At 71.6% G+C, this 17,999-nt stretch carries 16 protein-coding genes and 1 tRNA gene; 7 read left to right on the forward strand and 10 right to left on the reverse strand.

Annotated features, from left to right (window positions below; genetic code table 11):
• Positions 1-31 precede the first annotated feature (31 nt).
• From IE153_RS10100 to IE153_RS10115, 4 genes are all read left to right on the forward strand, one after another.
• Positions 32-2,452, forward strand: coding sequence for an SCO7613 C-terminal domain-containing membrane protein (locus IE153_RS10100; RefSeq protein ID WP_189589407.1), 2,421 nt, complete (start codon positions 32-34; stop codon positions 2,450-2,452).
• Between the two features lie 141 nt (positions 2,453-2,593).
• Entirely contained in the window at positions 2,594-4,255 is a 1,662-nt protein-coding gene (locus IE153_RS10105) for a helix-turn-helix domain-containing protein (RefSeq protein WP_189589408.1), read from the forward strand.
• A gap of 249 nt (positions 4,256-4,504) precedes the next feature.
• Positions 4,505-5,860 (forward strand): type III PLP-dependent enzyme domain-containing protein, encoded by a 1,356-nt coding sequence (locus tag IE153_RS10110; RefSeq protein ID WP_189589409.1) that lies wholly within the window; start codon positions 4,505-4,507, stop codon positions 5,858-5,860.
• A gap of 10 nt (positions 5,861-5,870) precedes the next feature.
• Positions 5,871-6,077 (forward strand): hypothetical protein, encoded by a 207-nt coding sequence (locus tag IE153_RS10115; RefSeq protein WP_189589410.1) that lies wholly within the window; start codon positions 5,871-5,873, stop codon positions 6,075-6,077.
• Between the two features lie 54 nt (positions 6,078-6,131).
• Here the strand turns inward: IE153_RS10115 and IE153_RS10120 are convergent, their stop codons facing one another.
• From IE153_RS10120 to IE153_RS10150, 7 genes are all read right to left on the reverse strand, one after another.
• Positions 6,132-8,867 carry an exo-rhamnogalacturonan lyase family protein gene (locus IE153_RS10120; RefSeq protein ID WP_189589411.1) on the reverse strand — a complete coding sequence of 912 codons (2,736 nt, stop codon included), beginning with the start codon at positions 8,865-8,867 and terminating at the stop codon, positions 6,132-6,134.
• Positions 8,868-8,982: 115 nt separating this feature from the next.
• The gene (locus IE153_RS10125; RefSeq protein WP_189589412.1) at positions 8,983-9,612 is read right to left on the reverse strand and encodes a hypothetical protein; all 630 of its coding nucleotides are present in this window, start codon (positions 9,610-9,612) and stop codon (positions 8,983-8,985) included.
• A gap of 7 nt (positions 9,613-9,619) precedes the next feature.
• Complete coding sequence (locus IE153_RS10130) at positions 9,620-10,507, reverse strand: carbohydrate ABC transporter permease (protein ID WP_142165008.1); 888 nt, start codon at positions 10,505-10,507, stop codon at positions 9,620-9,622.
• Positions 10,504-11,505 carry a carbohydrate ABC transporter permease gene (locus tag IE153_RS10135; protein ID WP_189589413.1) on the reverse strand — a complete coding sequence of 334 codons (1,002 nt, stop codon included), beginning with the start codon at positions 11,503-11,505 and terminating at the stop codon, positions 10,504-10,506. The genes IE153_RS10130 and IE153_RS10135 overlap by 4 nt, the downstream gene beginning before the upstream one ends.
• Positions 11,505-12,794: an ABC transporter substrate-binding protein gene (locus IE153_RS10140; RefSeq protein WP_189589414.1), complete on the reverse strand. Its 1,290-nt coding sequence runs from the start codon at positions 12,792-12,794 to the stop codon at positions 11,505-11,507. The genes IE153_RS10135 and IE153_RS10140 overlap by 1 nt, the downstream gene beginning before the upstream one ends.
• Before the next feature lie 709 nt (positions 12,795-13,503).
• Positions 13,504-13,575, reverse strand: a tRNA-Val gene (locus IE153_RS10145).
• 46 nt (positions 13,576-13,621) lie between these two features.
• Complete coding sequence (locus IE153_RS10150; protein ID WP_031109812.1) at positions 13,622-14,080, reverse strand: TIGR02611 family protein; 459 nt, start codon at positions 14,078-14,080, stop codon at positions 13,622-13,624.
• 191 nt (positions 14,081-14,271) lie between these two features.
• Between IE153_RS10150 and IE153_RS10155 the strand changes: the two genes are divergently transcribed.
• Positions 14,272-14,685 (forward strand): SsgA family sporulation/cell division regulator, encoded by a 414-nt coding sequence (locus IE153_RS10155; RefSeq protein WP_004002642.1) that lies wholly within the window; start codon positions 14,272-14,274, stop codon positions 14,683-14,685.
• A 290-nt stretch (positions 14,686-14,975) separates the two neighbouring features.
• Positions 14,976-15,536, forward strand: a complete 561-nt coding sequence (locus IE153_RS10160) for a CGNR zinc finger domain-containing protein (protein WP_189589415.1) — start codon at positions 14,976-14,978, stop codon at positions 15,534-15,536.
• 83 nt (positions 15,537-15,619) lie between these two features.
• On the opposite strand, the gene IE153_RS10165 is transcribed toward IE153_RS10160, so the two are convergent.
• Positions 15,620-15,796 (reverse strand): hypothetical protein, encoded by a 177-nt coding sequence (locus tag IE153_RS10165; RefSeq protein ID WP_185009190.1) that lies wholly within the window; start codon positions 15,794-15,796, stop codon positions 15,620-15,622.
• A gap of 157 nt (positions 15,797-15,953) precedes the next feature.
• On the reverse strand, positions 15,954-16,397 hold the full coding sequence (locus IE153_RS10170; RefSeq protein ID WP_189589416.1) for a hypothetical protein: 444 nt from the start codon (positions 16,395-16,397) through the stop codon (positions 15,954-15,956).
• A 176-nt stretch (positions 16,398-16,573) separates the two neighbouring features.
• Here IE153_RS10170 and IE153_RS10175 point away from each other — a divergent pair, with 176 nt between their 5' ends.
• Entirely contained in the window at positions 16,574-17,098 is a 525-nt protein-coding gene (locus tag IE153_RS10175) for a DsbA family protein (protein WP_189589417.1), read from the forward strand.
• A gap of 25 nt (positions 17,099-17,123) precedes the next feature.
• Here IE153_RS10175 and IE153_RS10180 read toward each other — a convergent pair whose 3' ends face one another.
• Positions 17,124-17,948 carry a GNAT family N-acetyltransferase gene (locus tag IE153_RS10180; protein WP_189589418.1) on the reverse strand — a complete coding sequence of 275 codons (825 nt, stop codon included), beginning with the start codon at positions 17,946-17,948 and terminating at the stop codon, positions 17,124-17,126.
• Positions 17,949-17,999: the final 51 nt, after the last annotated feature.

Below are 17,999 nucleotides of genomic sequence, written 5' to 3' on the forward strand. Positions count from 1 at the left end.
TGTCTGAGTACGCGCCTGAGTACCCGCACTCATGCCGTGCCGGGTGACGCGGACCACACTGCGATCCATGACCCACCTTCCGCCCCCGGCCGAGGAACTGCGGCTCCTCGACGCCGAACTCCGTCAACTGGACGCCCGGCGTTCCCAGTTGCTGACCCGCCGCGCCTGGCTGGTCGCGGCACTGCAGCAGACGCAGCAGCAGCCGCGGCCTTGGGCCTCGGCGCAGTCCCCGGCCGCCGCACCGCCGCGTCCCGAGACGGCGGCGCCCAGCGTGCAGAACGTGCTGCTGGTCCTCGGCGGTGTCCTGCTCACGCTCGCGGCGGCGGTGTTCACGCTGGTCAGCTGGGGGCAGATGGGGATCACCGGGCGGGCCCTGGTGCTCGGCGCGGTCACGCTGGCCACGCTCGCCGCGCCCGTGGCCCTGCTGAAGCGGGGGCTGCGGTCGACGGCCGAGTCCGTGGCGGGCCTCGGGCTCGCCCTGACCGTCCTGGACGCCTACGCGCTGTACGCGGCGGCCCTCTCCGGGACGGACGGGACCGGGTACGCGGCCGCCGCCTCGGCGGTGCTGGCGGTGACGTGGTCGGCGTACGGCCTGCTGCCGGTCACGTCCGCGCTGCGCCTGCCCCTGCCTTCCGCCCTGGCCGCGGCCCAGTTCCCCTTGCTGTTGTCGGCCCTGGCCGCCGACGCGAGTCCGTACACGATCACGGCCGCGCTGCTGGTGACGGCCGGGCTCGACGCGGTGGCGGTGGCGCGGTTGGCGGCCGGGGCGGTGCGGATCACCGCCGTCGTCGGTGCCTACGGCATGGGCGGCTGGGGTGTTCTGGGGGCGGGCTGGCTGTCCTTGACGGCCGGCGGTCCGGGTGAGGCCTCCCGCGCCGGGGCGCTGCTCCTGCTCGCGGCGGCGATCGCCCTGGGTGCGGCCTGGCGGGGTCCGGGCGTCGGGCACGCCCTTGGCCTCGCGATCACGGCCGGTCTGCTCGTCGTGGCCGCGCTCGGTGGGGTGGCGCGTTCCGGGCTGCCTTCGGAGTGGGTGGTTCCGGCTCATCTGGCCGTCGGTGTGGCCCTGTTGGCGGCGGTGCGGGCAGGACGGCTGCCGGACGCGATGCGGACGGGCTTCGCCTATGCCTCCGGTTCCGTACAGGCGCTGGCGGTGCTGTGGACGCTGCCCGTCGTCGCCGTGGTGCTGCTGGGCCCGGCCGGATGGCTGGGCCGGGTGTGGAGTGGCGCGCCCTCCGATGCGCGTGCGGCGGTGCTCGTCGAGGCCCCCTGGCCGCCGGACGCGGTGGTGGCTCCGGTCGTGCTGGTGGGCGTGGCGGCGGTGCTCGCCCTGGCGGTCCGTGCGCAGGTGTGGCGTCCGCGGGCCCGGCTCGGTGCTGTCGGCCTGCTGTGGGCCACGGCGTTGATACTCCCGGCGGTCCTGGAGGTCCCGTACGCCGCCGGCCTGCTGGTCCTGGGCGTCATGACGGCGGCGGCGCTGTACGCGTGCCGGGTCACGGCGTCGGCCGCGCAGGTGACGGCTCTCGTCCTGGCCCTGGTCACGGCCGTCGGCCTGACCCTGGTCTCCCTCGCGTCCCAGTCCGCGACCCTCGTCGTGCTGTCCGGGCTGACGGTGCTGTTCGCCGCGGCGTCGTGGCGGGCGGGTGTCGCGCCGTTCACCGCTCCGGCCGCTCTCGTCTACGCCGCCGCGCTGGCCTCGGCGTCCGGCGCCGCCGCGAACTGGCCCGCGGCCCGAACCGCCCTGCTGGTCCTGCTGGTTCCCGCTGCCGCCGCCCTGCTGGCGCCGCGGCTGGACGCATCCCGGGCGACGGTGCCCGTTGAGGCCGTGGGAGCCGCCCTCGGGCTGTTCGCCGTGGCGCTCGCCGTCACCGACCCGCCGATGCTCGCCCTGGTGCTGGCCCTGTGCGGGGTGATCGCCGCGGGCACGGCCCTGCGCGCCGAGCGGCGTGCCGTCGGCTACGCGGCCACGGCCCTGTTCGTCCTGGCCGCGTGGGTGCGCCTGGCCGCCTGGGACGTCGGCACGCCCGAGGCGTACACGCTCCCGGTGACCGTCCCGGCGCTGCTCGTCGGAGCGCTGCGGCGGCGCCGCGACCCGCAGACTTCCTCCTGGACGGCGTACGGCGCCGGCCTCACCGTCACGCTCCTGCCGAGCCTGGTCACGGCCTGGGCCGACCCGTACTGGACACGGCCACTGCTGCTGGGCGGTGCGGCCCTGCTGGTCACGCTGCTGGGTGCCCGGCACCATCTCCAGGCACCGCTGGTGCTCGGCGGCTCGGTGCTGGCCCTGGTCACGCTGCACGAACTCGCCCCGTACGTCGTGCAGGTGACGGGGGCGCTCCCCCGCTGGGCGCCTCCCGCCCTCGCCGGACTCCTGCTGCTCGCACTCGGAGCGACGTACGAGCAGCGGATCCGGGACGTCCGGCGGGTGCGGGAGGTCCTGGGGAGGATGGACTAGGCCCCGTATCTGCGGCGTGATCCGCACGACAGGCCCCGGGTGCGTCGAGGCCGTCTCGACTGCGGACAAGTCCCGTGATGTCATACGTTCTCCGATCGGCCGCCGCGACAGCGGCACGCTCGGGCGGAGGCGGGGGGCATCATGACGGACCTGGGGGAATCGGCGGGCCGGGGCGCGGGCGTCGGGGACGAAGGGACACTGGAGCGCCTGCTCTCGGTGGTGGGGGCGGGAGCCGTGGACTTGCACACGGCCCCGGAGGGGCTGCGGACGCAGGTCACCGGTGTGCATGTGCTGGACGCCCTGGAACCGGCCATCAGACCGCGGGAGTTACTGCTCGCCGTCGGCGTCGACCCTGGCTCGGCGCATGCGGTCGACGTCGTGCGCCGGGCAGGTGAGTCCGGTGCGGCGGGTGTGGTGTTCGGCCCGGGACGGCCGGAGCCCACTACGAAGGCGTTGCAGTCGGCCGCCGAGGAGAGCGGCACCGCGGTGCTCTTCCGCACCGCCTGGTGCACCTGGGCACAGCTCGTGGGGGTCCTGAGGGCCGGGCTGGCCGCGGCGGGTGCTCCCCCGATGCCCGCCACCAGCGGCGTGCCCCTGGGCGATCTGGACTCACTTGCCGATGCGGTGGCCGCCCTGGTGGGAGGCTCGGTGACGATCGAGGACACGGAGTCTCGGGTGCTGGCGTACTCGTCCACCGAGGAGAACGTGGACGAGATGCGCCGGCTGACCATCCTCGGCCGCCGGGTGCCGCCCTGGCGGGTGGCGGCCATGCGGGAGGCGGGGTTCTTCCAGGCGCTGTGGGGTGCGGGCGATGTGCTGCACCGGCCCGCCCACGGGCAGGACCCGGAGCGTCTGGTGGGCGCCGTGCGGGCGGGCGGAGAGGCGCTCGGGTCCATCTGGGTGGCGGCGGTGGCCGGCCGCCCGCTGGCGCCGAACGCCGCAGAGACGTTGCGCGCGGCGGCCCGGACCGCCGCCGCCCACCTGCTCCACCACCGCACCCACAGCTCGGACGGCCGGCTGGTGGAGGATGCGGCCCGGGCGCTCCTGGAGGACCGTGGGTCCGTCGAGGTGCTCGCGGAGCGGGCCTCGCTGCCGCCCCGGGAACCCTGTGCCGTCCTGGCGGTGGGCATCGGGTCCGGCCACCCCGCGGACGACGGTCCTTCGTGGCTGTACGGCCTGCTGACCCTGCACTGCGCGGCGCTGGGCCACCGCGTCGTGGTGGTCCCGGCGGGCGGTGGGGCCTGGGTGCTGGTCAGTGGGCTGGAGCGCGAGGCCCGGCGGGCCGACGGCCAGGTGAGGCGACTGGGGAGCGCACTGGCCGATCAGCTGTCGGCGACGATCGGCTCGCCGGTGAAGGCCGGGCTCGGCGACGTGGCCCCCGGCCTGGCGGGGGCGCCCGCATCACGCCGGTCGGCCGAGCGGGCCCTCCAGGCGCTCCTCGCGGCCGACGGACCGCACGCCGTCGCGCGGAGCGAGGACGTCGCGGACACCGTGGGCATCCTCCAGGTCGTCGAGGCGCTGCGCGAGGTGACGCTGCCACCGCGGACCTCGGTGGCCCGGCTGAGGGAGTTCGACGCCGATCACGGCGGCAGTTGCCTGGTGGAGACCCTGCGGGCCTACCTCGACCACTTCGGTGACGTGTCCGCCGCCTCGCGTGCGCTGGGCGTGCACGCCAACAGTCTGCGCTACCGGCTGCGCCGGATCAGGCAGGTGTCGGGGCTGGACCTGGAGAGTCCCGACGCCCGGCTGCTCGCCCAGGTGCAGCTGCGCTTGGGCGGAGAGGCCGACTGCGCACGCCCCTGAGCGTCCGGCACCGAGACACGAGCGGGGGCGGGCCGGCCGCCGTTCGGCCGGGGCCACCATCGCAGGGCCTTCCTTTTGTCGTATCGCCCAACGCCTCGGCCTGGCAGAGGAGTTGTTGCTCCCGGCTGCCGTATGTGAGGCGCGGGTCTTTGACGACTCGACGAAGACGCCGTCCCGGTGCGGGCCGCAGCCTGGTGTTCCACCCGGGGCGGCCCCGGGCGCCTCGCCCACGACACCGGAAGGCTCACCATGACCGGACTGACCCCCGCCGCCGAGCGGCGGACACGGATCCTCCAGGAAGCGGTACGGCAGGGACTGCTGGACGCCGGGCGGTCCCAGCTGGCCGCCTTCGTCGACTTCGACGGCGTCGCCGCGACCGTCGCCTCCCTGCACCGCGCCTTCCCCTCCGCACCGCGTGTGCTGCACGCGTTCGCCGCCAAGGCGAACTGCCTGGTGCCGGTGCTGGCGGAGCTGCGGCGGCTCGGCATGGGGTGCGAGGTGGCCACCGCGGGTGAGCTGGCCCGCGCGCTGGCAGCGGGATTCGCGCCGGACCGGATCGTCTTCGACTCCCCCGCCAAGACGGAGGCCGAGCTGCGGCACGCCCTCGACCTGGGTGTGGCCGTCAACGCGGACAACTACCAGGAACTGGCGAGGATCGACCGGGTGCTGGGCGGCCGCGTCCCGGTCTCGCGGATCGGGGTGCGCGTCAACTCCCAGCTCGGTGGCGGCAGCATCGCCGCGATGAGCACGGCGACGAGCACCTCGAAGTTCGGCGTCCCCCTGGCGGACCCGGGGAGCCGGCAGCGGCTGCTGCGCGCCTACCACGACCACCCGTGGCTGACCTGGGTGCACACGCACGCCGGTTCGCAGGGCTGCCCGCTCGACCTCATGGCCGGCGGGGTCGGGCAGGCCGTGGCGTTCGCCGAGGAGGTCAACGCCTCGCTCGGGCGGCGCCAGGTCGTCGGCATCGACATCGGCGGCGGACTGCCCGTCAACTTCGCCGACGACGAGACCACGCCGACCTTCGAGATGTACGTCCGGCAGGTGCGCGCCCAGGCTCCCGCCCTGTTCTCCGGCGGGTACGAGATCGTCACCGAGTTCGGGCGGTCCGTCCTCGCCAAGAACGGGTTCACCGCCGCGTACGTCGAGTACACCAAGAGCATGGGCGGCCGGCCGATCGCGGTCACCCACGCCGGTGTGCAGGTGGCCACCCGGACGGTCTTCAACCCCGACGCCTGGCCGCTGCGGATCGAGGCGCACGACGGGAGCGGCGGGGCCAAGCGGGGCGGACCGGTCCGCCAGGACATCGCGGGACCCGCCTGCTTCGCCGGGGACCTGCTGGCCCGTGACCGCGCGCTGCCGCTCCTGGAACCGGGCGACCTCATCACCGTCCCGGACACCGGCGCCTACTACTTCTCGACGCCCTTCCACTACAACAGCCTGCCCGAACCCGCCGTGTACGGGGTCAGGTCGCGTGGTGACGGCGGCGGTGTCCGCTTCGAACTCCTGCGTCCCGCGCAGGATCCGTGGGACGTGCCGGGCCCGGACGGGCACGACGTCCCCGGCCGGCAGCGGGAGTACGAACCCGTTCACGGCGTCGGGTAAGGGCACCGAGGTGGCACAGGCCAACCGCCGGCGGCCCGGCGGGGACGGACCGCTCCTCAGCCAGCGCACCGCGATCGTCTTCCTGCTGGCAGCCCTGGTCGGCGTCGGTGCCACTGTTCTGGCGGCGCTGGCCGGCAACATGTGGCCGGTCGCGGTGAGCGTCGGCGGCGGGGTGGTGGCCCCGGCCGTCCTGTTCTTCAACCAGATCATCGACTAGGACGAGCGGTTCCCGCCGAGGCGTCGCCACGGGAACCGCTCGTCCGGCTTCCCGCTACGGCATCTTGTCGCCGAGCAGCGCCAGGTTCTCGATGGCGGCGAGGCCGTACAGCGCGGTGTCGTTCGTGGACACCCAGGTGGCCTCGCTGCCCGCCACCAGCGCGACCGGCCCGTTCAGCTTCTCCGTCTTCCAGGGCGCGGACTCCTTGTAGCCGTCGGAGTTGTAGAACTTCTCCCAGGCCCGCTTGGCGAGCTTCTCGTCGCCGGTCTTGACGGCCGCGTACGCGTCGAGGCGCGAGTGGCCCTGGAACAGCAGCAGGCTGCCGAAGTCGGAGCCGTAGCGTGCCTTCTGCTCGGCCTTGGTGGCGTTGAAGTAGCGGCAGTAGTCGAAGTACGCCTCGTTGAACTTCGGCATGTCGACCAGGTCGATGAGCTCGGCGCACAGTTCGTTGAGGCCGAAGACGGCCGACAGGTGCGAGACCTCCACCTTGGCCGCCCCGGCGACGGCGAACTTGCCGGTGTCGAGGTCGTAGAGACCGCTGCCCTGGACGAAGCCGTTGGGCTGCGCGGCGATGGTCTCCATCGTGGACAGCACGCGGGCCTTGGCCTTCTCCCACTGGGGGCCCTTGCGCTCCCACTCCGTCAGCCAGGCCGACACCAGGCCGCTCCAGTCCGTGCCGAAGCCGATCGACAGGGCGTGCCGGTCGGGAGTGTACGGCTCGGTGCGGATCTTGCGGAGCGGGTCGAGGGCGAGGAAGGTCTCGTCGGAGTCGACGTTGGCGTGCATGAGGTCGCCGACGCGTTCGTCCGCCGTGAGGAAGTAGTAGTAGCGCCGGTAGGTGGTGTTGGCGATGCGCTGCTGCTTGGCGCTGTCGGCGAAGTGCTGCACACCGTGGCGGGTGCCGAGGCCCGCCCATGTGCCCAGGTGGTAGACGTCGACCTCGCCGGTGTGCCGCGTCATCGCCTCGGCGAAGCGGAAGATGTCGGAGCGGCCGGAGCGCAGATAGGCGAACCAGAGCCACAGGTCCGGCGACAGCTCGGAGTTGTCCCAGGCGTAGCCGCCGATGTCGTACCGCCACTGGTGCCGGAACGTGTCGTAGGTGTGCATGATGTCGCCGTAGTCCCAGAAGCCGTACCAGCGGCGCTGCTCCACCTGGTCCTTGTAGTAGGTGAAGAGGAAGTCGAGGTGGTCCTCGATCTTCGCCTTGGCCGGGGTGGAGCGGTCGGGCTCGGAGTACAGGTTCGGGCCGAAGACCTTGGCCTTGATGAGCTGCTTGGGCGGAGCGGCCAGCTGCGGCAGCACACGGACGGCCTCGACCTGCTCGGCGAACCGGTCGGGGCTCGGGGTCGTCTCGTTGGCCCAGAAGAGGAGTTCGGAGGTGCGGGCGATGCCGTACGGGGTGCCGAACTCCGGCTCGTAGTCCTCGTAGGTGATGTTGAGGCCTTCGAGCTGCTCCGGGAAGGTGTCCTGGCCCATGCCGTCGTGGTAGAAGCGCATGTCCATCGGCTGCGCCTCGGGCGACCAGAGCCAGAGGGTCACCTCGGCCTCGTCGGTGTGGGCGTCCCGGATGTCGAGCTGGGCGGGGAACTTCTCCCAGAAGTCGCGCAGCCCGAAGGAGAACCCACCGCTCGCCCCGCCGACGTACCCGAAGCCGGACGCGCGCCGGCCACCGCCCGCGGCGACCCAGCCGTGCCCCTTCTTGGTGCGCTTGCGCAGCGTGAAGCCGTCGGCGGACAGCTGCGAGAGGGTGTAGTCGCCCCACTCGGGGATGTACTGCAGCCGGGTCGTCACCCGCTGGTCCCAGGTGGCGGGGTCGGGCAGCTTCCTGCCCTCGAACTGGGCCGCCTGCACAGCCGCTCCGGGGTCCCGGCGCAGTCCGGTGATGCCCTTGACGGCCTCGCGCAGCAGCCCGGTGCCGTCGCCGCCGATGCGGATGTGCCGGTCGTACGACTCGTCCCGCAGGGGCACGGTGAAACGGACGCCGAGACCGCGGATGAAGTCGCCACTGGCCTTGCCCGGCTCCTGCTTGCCGTCGTAGGTGATGGTGTGCACCATGCGGAAGGAGTCGGCGCCCGCGTAGAAGTAGAGTCTGATCGAGAAGGGCAGCCAACTGCGGCCGCCCTTGCGGTGCTTGCCGTCGATGCGGACGACCGCGCGGACCGGGCCCGCCTGCTCGACCTCGACCTTGGAGATCGCGCCGTCGAAGCGCTCGGTCCTGACCGCGCCCTGGTCCTCGTCCTCGACCTCGGGCTGGCGGATCAGCACGAGCCGGCCGTTCTTCGCGATCTCCGTGGAGCCCCGGGTGACGGACTTGACGAGCGTGGAGCCGGACGTGCCGATCCGCGCGGTGATGACGCCGGTCGAGATGTCGATGGCACCGCCGCGCTTCTGCACGGTGACCTTCTTCTCCGGGGCGGCGGGCGTCCCGGCGGCGAGGGTGAGCTTGCCGTCGCCCGAGGCGACCGCGTGCGCCGTCCACTTGAGGGAGCCGTCGGGCCAGTAGGCGATCGGCCAGGACTGCACGGGCACGGCCGTGCCGCCCGCGTCCGTCAGCGCGAAGGTCTGGTCCTTCTGGTACGCGCCCTTGGGCCAGGGCACACCGACGGTGGAGCCGGGTGCGGCGCCGAGGCCGCCGTCCTCCAGCCAGTCCAGGGTCACCGGGTCGGCGTCGGCCGCCTCGGCTCCGGGCGCGGCCTGGGCGTCCTGCGCGCCCAGCGCCCAGCTGACCTGGGCGGCGGCTCCGGTGACGGCGGCCGCCTTGAGGAGGGACCTGCGGGGGATGGGAGACATGGCGATGCTGCCTTTCCTTGTCCGTGCGGGAAGCGAATCCGTACGCTGGTCAGGGGCATGACAGAGAGAGGTGCGGCGCCGGAGCGCCGACCTGGAACAGGGAGGGCACCGGCGTTCAGCGGTGCCGGTACCGCTCCTCCACGGCGACGGCCGCCGCCGCCACGGCCCCGAGGACGGGGAGCGCCAGCGGCGCGGCGAACCAGGCGGACACGGCCACCACGGCCAGCCCGCCGACGATCAGGAAGGACCCGGCAGGGTCGAGCACCGTACGGCGCCCGGCGTGCGCGAGGAGCGCCCGCCAGCGTGCGCCCGGCTCCCAGACCGCCGCCGCACGCAGCCCTGCCACGACGAGCCCGATGAGCGCGACCACGCCGACGGCCCCGACGAGCGGCCCACCGGGAATCTCCGCCCGGGCCGCCCGCACATCCACCCAGACCGCTGCCACCGCCGCCCACCCGGCGACCCCGGCGAGCCACCCGCCGCGCAGGGCGGTGCGGAAGTCGGCGACGAACTCCCGTCGGCCACCGCCCTCATGGGCGGTACTGCGCCGCAGATGCCGTGCCCCGGCGGCGAACGCGGCGGGATAGGTGACGACTCCCAGTGAGGCCACCGCGATCCACACACCGGTCAGCAGACACTCGGCGAACACCGCGAACCTTCCCCAAGCTCTCGACTCCGCTCGAGCAGGGGACGCCCCCTTGGCGAACACCGACTCGCCCCGTGCCTTCACCCGTGTCCCGGCCATGCCCGCCTCAGCCCTTCAGACCCGACGTGGCCATGCCGTCGATCAGATAGCGCTGGAAGGCCAGGAAGAAGGCGAGCACCGGCAGCAGCGCGACCAGTGACATGGCGATCATGCCGCCGTAGTTGGCCAGACCCTCCTGGTCGACGAACATCTTCAGGCCGAGTGAGACCGTGTACTTGTCGGGCTCGTTGAGGTAGATCAGCGGGCCCATGAAGTCGTTCCAGGAGTTGATGAACGTGAAGATCGCGCTGGTGATCAGGGCCGGCCGGCTCAGCGGCAGCACGATCGACCAGTAGATCCGGAAGTGCCCGCAGCCGTCGAGCCGGGCCGCCTCGTCCAGTTCCTTGGGCATGTTGCGCATGAACTGCACCATCAGGAAGACGAAGAACGCCTCCGTGGCCAGGTACTTCCCCAGCAGGAGCGGTGTGTAGGTGTTGATCATCTCCATGTTGCGGAACAGCACGTACTGCGGGATCAGCAGCACGTGGTACGGCAGCAGGAGCGTGCCGATCATCAGCGTGAACAGCAGATTGCGGCCTGCGAACCTGATCCTGGAGAAGGCGTACGCCGTCAGCGAGCAGGACACCAGGATGCCGATGACGGAACCGACCGCGAGGAAGAGCGAGTTGTAGAAGAACGTGGAGACCGAGATGTCGGCGATGCCGTCGGCGAGGCTCTTGTAGTTGGCGACGACGGGGTCGCTCGGCAGAAGGTCCAGGCTGCCGACGATGTCCTCGCTCTTCTTGAAGGACCCGCCGACGACCCAGACCACCGGATAGAGGATCACCGCGAGGACCAGCAGGGACCCGAGGTGCCAGGCGAGGGAGCCGGGCAGCTTGTGCCGCAACGCCCCGGAGCCGGACGGCTTGACGTCGGTGGTGGCCTGCGCGCTCATCGGGCGCCCTCCTCGTAGTGCACCCAGCGCTTCTGGGTCCAGAACAGCACCGCCGTCACCAGGGCGACCGCGACGAGCAGCAGCCAGGCCATCGCTGAGGCCAGACCCATCCGGCTGTTCTCGAAGCCCTGGACGTAGAGGTAGCAGGTGTAGACCATCGAGCCGTCGGCGGGACCGCAGGCGTTGCCGCCCGCACCGCCGCCGACGATGTACGCCGAGCTGAAGATCTGGAAGGAGTGGATCGTCTCCAGCAGGACGTTGAAGAAGAGGACGGGGGAGATCATCGGGAGCGTGATGTTCCAGAACCGCCGCAGCTTGCCCGCCCCGTCGACCTCGGCCGCCTCGTAGAGCTCGCGCGGGACCTGCTTGAGGCCGGCCAGGAAGATGACCATGGGGGCGCCGAACTGCCAGACGGTGAGCGCCACCAGGCTGTAGATGATCATGTCCGGGTCGCCGGTCCAGCCGCCGACGTCGATGCCGAAGATCTTCTGCGTACGGTCGACGATCGCGTCGTCCGAGAAGATCGCCTTCCAGACGATCGCGACGGAGACGCTCGCGCCGATGAGCGAGGGAGCGTAGAAGGCGGCCCGGTAGAAGGCCTGCCCGCGCCGGCTCTGGGCGAGCAGCAGCGCCACGCCGAGGGCGGCGATCAGCTTCAGCGGTGTCCCGACGGCGACGTACCAGAGCGTCACCTGCACCGAGTGGCGCCAGCGCGGATCGCCGAACATCTCGGAGAAGTTGTCGAGACCGATCCACTTGGGCGCGTCGAACAGGTTGTAGTCGGTGAAGGCGTAGTAGAGCGAGGCGATCATCGGGCCCGCTGTGAGCAGCAGGAACCCGGCGATCCACGGGGACATGAAGAGATAGCCGGCCAGGTTCTCCCGGCGCCGCCGCCGCTTGAGGGCGGCGGGGCGCTCGGGCTTCACCGGACCGTGCCGCGGCTCGGAGTCCTGGGACAGGCCCTCCATCGCAGGGGCGTGTGTCACGGTGGTTCCCATCAGGTGCCGAGAGCCGTCTTCGACTCGGTGAAGAACTGCTTGACGGCTTCCGCCACCGAGCGCTTGCCCAGGCCGAGCTCCTCGCCGATGCGCAGGAAGGCGGCCTCGCACACGTCCGCACCGTTCGGGTGCGGGGTGATGGGCTCCAGGACGCCCGCCTTGACGAGGGACTCCTCGTAGGCGGCGATCGCCTTGTTCACCTCGTCGGTCGGCTTGTACGCGTCGTACTGCGCCTGCGTCGCGGGCACGCCACGGTCGTAGCCCATGATCTTGGCGACCTCGGGGTCGTGCACCATGAAGTCGATGAACTGGGCGACCTCCTTGGGGTGCTGGGTGCGCTTGGAGGCGCTCAGCATGAGGGAGCCGAGGTACTGGCCGGTCTTCTTGCCGTCCGTGGTCGGGATGGGGGCGAGACCGTACTCGCTCTTGCCCTCGGAGGTGTAGCGGACGGTGAAGTTGTCCCAGGTGAACTCGCCGCCGGAGAGCTCCCCGGCGACCGCCGACTTGGGCTTGATCTGGGCGACCTTCTTCTGGTTGGCGTAGCTGCCGTCCTCGACGCCTTCCTTGGCCTTCGTCCACCAGTCCGTCAGATCCGCCTCGGTGAAGCCGAGCGCGTCCTCGGTGAAGAACGCCTTGCCGTTCTGGCGCAGGTAGAGGTCGTAGAGATACATGACGTTGTACGGGCCGGTGTCACCGGCCCGCCCCGTCTTATCGCGGATCTTCTTCATCGCCGCGTGGTAGTCGTCCCAGGTCCAGCCCTGCTCCGGCTTGACTCCGGCGCGGGTGTAGACGGGCTTGTCGATGACGAGGGCCATCGAGTTGGAACCGACCGGGACGCCGAGGAGCTTGCCGTCGATCTCGCCGAACTTCTCGAGGCCCGCACGGAATCCCTCCATCCGGAGGTTGCCGGCCTCGGCCTGTTCGCTGAGATCGAGCAGGACGTTCTTCGCGTCGTATTTCCGGAGGAAGCCGATCGCATTCTGGAACACGTCCGGCGGATTCCCGCCGGAGGCCTGGGTGTTGAACTTCTTCCAGAAGTCGAGATAAGGCTGGAAGTCCGTTTTCACCTTGATCTTCGGGTACTTCTTGTGGAAGAGCTCGATCGTCTTGTTGATTCTCTCGGCGCGATCCTCCGCACCCCACCACGCATAACGGATCGTCACCGTCCCGTCCGCGGAGGTCCCTCCGTCACCGCCGCACCCGGTCGTCGCGGCCAACCCCAGCGTGGCTGCCGTGGCTCCGGCCGCCTTCAGGATCGTACGTCTCTCAACATTCCTGCCGTTCACCACGGTTGGACCTCCCCGCACGTCGTCCCGCTCGCATGAATCGTTTCAAGTAAGCGCTTGCTGGCACAAGGTACGGAGGGGCTGAGAGTGCGTCAATGATTCGGACAAGATTTTCTTAGCGAAGCCGTGGGTGACGGAGCGGGGCGGGGAGGTGGGTCCCGGGGCGGGGTCCGGCGATGTCGCTGGTGGCGGCCGGGTGGCCGAGGCGCCGAACAAGGAGGGGCGAGCCGGGCCGATTTCGGGCGCGACCGGAAGTCGACGGTGGGGGTGGCGGGAGGAGCTGCGGGGGCGGGGGCTCGTTTCAGCCATGTGGCGTCGGGGTGGGGGCGTCGCGGGTGGGGCGGCGGCGCGAACGGGTCCCTGGGCAGGGGCGGCGTTCCCGGGGTCCTGGCCGGCCCGACGGGCGGATCTCGGCCTCCGCCTGATCGACTCGCGGGGCGCCCCTTGACGCCCGGCTCCCCCGGACGGTCGCGCCACCTGCCAGTCCGATGCACCCCCTCCCGCAGGCTCCCGGCACGGCCCGCTCGGCAGGGGGCGCGGCAGCCCTCGGCGGGCGGAACTCTGCGTTACCGAGGCGGGCGCGAGCGCCCGGCGGAGGAGCACCGCCGGACACCTGGAAGCCCCGGCCCGGACGGAGCCCGGCGCGCGGTGTCCCGGCAGGCACAACGACGGCGGCCCACCTGCGCTTGCGCAGGTGGGCCGCCGGTCCGGGTGGGCGATACTGGGTTCGAACCAGTGACCTCTTCGGTGTGAACGAAGCGCTCTCCCACTGAGCTAATCGCCCGGACGCAGGAAGAACATTACCCCATGTCAGGGGGTGCCTGTGACGCTCACTGGTCCTTGATCTTCCACGGCATGGTGATGCCGAACTTCCACAGATAGAAGCCGACCAGCACGCCCACGATCACCAGCCCGATCGACGTCAGGATGATGTTGCGGCGCCGCACCCTGGGATCGAGGGCACGCTGGGCGGCCTCGGTGACCTTCCGCTTGGTCCAGCGGAGCACCAGCTGGGCCCAGACGAACTCCGTCGCCCAGATCGCCATGCCGCCGAAGATCACGACCCAGCCCGGCCCGGGAAGGGGCAGCATGATGATGCCGGCCACGACGACCGCGAGCCCGATGATGAAAACGCCGACCTGCCAGCTCACGTGCAGCGCCCGACGAGCCTTGATGAATTCCGGCGCCCGCGAGCCGAGCCCGCGGTCCTGCTCGCCGTGCACCTCGCCCGTCCCCGTCTCGTCCGACGCCACGGCCACCTCGCCCGGCTCGTTACTCCCCGTATTCATACGACCAAACACTACCCGAGCGAAACCAGTCACCGGAATGGACGCACGACGCGAACGATCTCTCGGCCGGAAGAGTTACGTAAAGGCACGCAAAACACTCAGAGGGGTTTACAACGGCACCGTAGGTGGCATGTCGATTTCGCCGACGTGCGAATCCCCGAGCGCACACTGAGCGAAAGGCCCTGGCGCTTATGAACACCACGGTCAGCTGCGAGCTGCACCTGCGCCTCGTTGTGTCGAGCGAGTCCTCCCTGCCTGTCCCCGCAGGCCTGCGGTACGACACGGCCGACCCCTACGCCGTGCACGCCACCTTCCACACCGGAGCCGAGGAAACCGTCGAGTGGGTGTTCGCCCGTGACCTCCTCGCCGAGGGGCTTCACCGCCCTACGGGCACCGGCGACGTCCGCGTCTGGCCGTCGCGCAGTCACGGTCAGGGCGTCGTGTGCATCGCCCTGAGCTCGCCGGAGGGCGAGGCCCTGCTCGAGGCCCCGGCGCGGGCCCTGGAGTCCTTCCTGAAGCGGACCGACGCCGCCGTGCCGCCCGGCACGGAACACCGGCACTTCGACCTCGACCAGGAGCTCTCGCACATCCTGGCGGAAAGCTAGGGCGAGGCCCCCACAAAGCCGCCCGGCGCCGTCGACTCGGGGAGACGGCTCGGGCCTGGACAACCGCACATGGGATGACACCGGCGCCGTTACCGCGGCTCAACGCGGTACGGCGCCGGTTCGCGTCCTGAGCCCCTCCCCCGCTGCCGAGGCGCGGGAACCCCGGCGGGCCCGGCGGCGTTGTATTCGAAGCCATGTGCGGGCATGAGGGCGGTCCGGCGGTGGTGGAGCCGTTACCATCGGCCAGCATCGGCGGGCGCCCGCCCGACCCTCAGGCCAGGGAGCAAATCGTGCTGATCACCCACGACACCCGGTGCGCCCTCGACACCGTGGTCGATCTGGTGAACACCGCACCGGAGGACGACACGGAGTCGGACGGGCTGCCGGACGTGGCGACCCTCATGGACTTCGTGCGGAACCACGAGATCAGCGATGTCGGGGTGCTCTCGGAGTTCGACCTCTCCGCGGTGCGCAAGATCCGCGAGCGCTTCGCCGCCGTCTTCGCCGCCCCGGACGCCCGGGCCGCGGCCGGCCAGATCAACGAACTGGTCGCGGCCGCCGGCACCACGCCCCGGCTCACGGACCACGACGGCTACGACTGGCATGTGCACTACTTCGCGCCCGGCGCCTCCGTCGCCGACCATCTGGCCGCCGACTGCGGCATGGCGCTGGCGTTCTTCGTGGTCGCGGGCGAGCAGGAGCGGCTGCGGCGGTGCGAGGCGCCCGACTGCCGGCGCGCCTTCGTCGACCTGTCCCGCAACCGCTCACGGCGCTACTGCGACAGCCGCACCTGCGGAAACCGGCTGCACGTGGCCGCGTACCGGGCGCGCCGCAAGGAGGCGGCGGGCTGACGCCGTCGCCGGGTCCCGGGGTCGCACAGGACGTCGATGCCGACGCGGCCCCGGCGGATGGCGCCGGGTACCGCGGGTACGGCTCACAGCAACAGCAGATCGTGCAACGAGGCCATGAGCAGCAGGCTCCCGATCACCGCCAGGAAGATCATCAGCGGTGGTTGGGACAGGGCGAAGAGGCAACCACGCGGCTCGTCCCGCCGGGGACGTGGCTCGTCCTGCGGCGGTGCGGGGTCGCTCTGTTTCGTCGTGTCGAGCATCTCGCGGCGATGATGACGCAGTCGCCCCGCCGGACGCGATCAGCGCCCTCGTTCCGTGCGGGAGTGCGCCGATTCCGTGAGGTCCGGGTCGGGTTGTGATCACTTCCGCGCACCCGCGGACGCACTGTGACGATTCAGCCCCGGGCGCGGTGCCCCGTCATATGCCGTGCTTCTTGAGGATGGCCTCGATGTCGCTGAAGTCGTCGTCGCCGCGGGACGCCGGCGCCGGCCGGGTCGCCGGGCGGGTGCCCTGGCCCAGGGAGGGCGCCGCGGCGGCAGGGGCCACCGCATCGGACCGGCCGGCCTCGCGGGCCGCCGCCCGGCGCTCCTTGCGGGTGCCGCCGCGGCGGCGGCGCTCCACCGCCCGTGTGGTCATGAAGAGCACCCAGGCGACACCGAGCACCCCGAACCCGGCCCAGGCCGTCGGGCTGAACGCCGTGTCGGCCAGCCATTCGACGACTCCCGTCATCACCAGGCCGATCGGAACGAGGGAGTAGGCCGCGATACGGACCGCCGCGAGGTAGCGCTTGCGGTACGCCGTGACGATCGCAATGCCCAGGCCTGCCGCGGACACGGCGGAGCAGACGGTCTCGGCAATCATCCGGTCCTCCAGGCGTGGCGCGGTCGGGTCGGGGCACTTCGTCCCTTCCATCCTGCACCCGCCGTACCCCGGGGGGCCATGCCACGGCCCGACATCAGGGACATCTCCGGGTCACCTCCTCCGCAGGTGCCGGTGCGGGCTGCGCCCCCGGTCCGCACTGCTGGGAGACTGTCGGCATGAGCGACTCCTCCTCCGACCGTTCCGCCGCCCCCGTCCTCGAGGTCTGGTGCGACCTCCAGTGCCCGGACTGCCGCACCGCGCTGGACGATCTCCATGCCCTGCGCGCCCGCTACGGCGACCGCCTGGAACTGCGGCTGCGGCACTTCCCGCTGGAGAAGAACAAGCACGCCTTCGCCGCCGCCCAGGCCGTGGAGGAGGCGTGGGAGCAGGGCCGCGGATGGCCGTACGCGGAGGCCCTGCTGGGGCGGGTGGAGGAGCTGTCCCGTAAGGGGGAACCCTTCCTGGTCGAGGTGGCCCGCGAACTGGACCTGGACGCCGAGGAGTTCGACACCGCGCTGGTCGACGGCCGGCACATCCTGATCGTGGACGCGGACCAGGCCGAGGGCAAGGCGATCGGCGTCACCGGCACCCCGACGTACGTCATCGGCGGTGAGCGGCTCGACGGCGGCAAGAGCCAGGAGGGCCTGCGCGAGCGCGTCGAGGAGATCGCGGACCGGCTGCTGGCCGGGCAGGAGCACTGACCGCCCTCGCCCGGCTCCCGGGCCGCTACAGCAGCGGCTTGTACATGGCGTACTGCTCGGTCTCGTAGCCGAGGGAGGCGTAGAGCCGCTCGGCCGGGGCGTTGCCGGCGAAGACGTTGAGGCCGAGGGTCCGCCTGCCCTCGGCGATCGTCTGGGCCTCGGCGAGCAGCATCAGCGTGCGTCCGTGGCCCTTCCCCCGGTGGGCGGCGTCGGCTTCGACGTCGAAGACGAACGCGCTGCTCTCGCGCACCGCCAGCCACAGTGTGCCCACCGGTGTCCCCAGGTGCTCGACGACGCTGATGAGCATGCCGGGGGTGGCGAGGCCCTCGGGCAGCAGGGTGGCGTGGTCGCGCTCCGACTTGGCCCGGGCCTCGGCCTCCGGGACGCCCCGTTCGATCCAGCTGCGCGCGTAGTCGTCCAGACCCTTCTCCAGCCAGGGCCCGAACTCCGCCTCGGTCATGGGCCGGGCGCGACTGCCCTCCGGCAGGTCGGGCGGGGTGTCGCCGAGCCGCTTCTCCATGCCGCGGTTGCGGACGACGTAGCCGAGCGCCGTGGCGAGCCGGAGGCCCGCCACGGATGCGGCGGGGACCGTCGCCTCGATACGGCGGCACCCCCAGCCGCGCGCCACCTCCTCCGCGGCGAGTGCGGCGACCGTGCCCCGGCCCCGCCTGCGGTCCGGTTCGTCGATGTGCAGCTTCGTGATCCGGGCCACCCCGGTGCCGAAGACGGGGTGCGTGCCGAGGTGTATCGCCCCCACGGGACGGCTGTTCACACACACCTGGAAGCGGCGCGAGCGCGTCCCGTCGGCGTTCTGCTGAAGCGGCTCGATCGGCCGCAGGGTCGTGGTCATCAGGGGTGTTCTACCCGCAACCACGGCCCTGGTCAGCCGAATTTCCGGGGC

The sequence above is a fragment of the Streptomyces massasporeus genome (assembly GCF_014648995.1).
Classification (GTDB): Bacteria; Actinomycetota; Actinomycetes; order Streptomycetales; family Streptomycetaceae; genus Streptomyces; species Streptomyces massasporeus.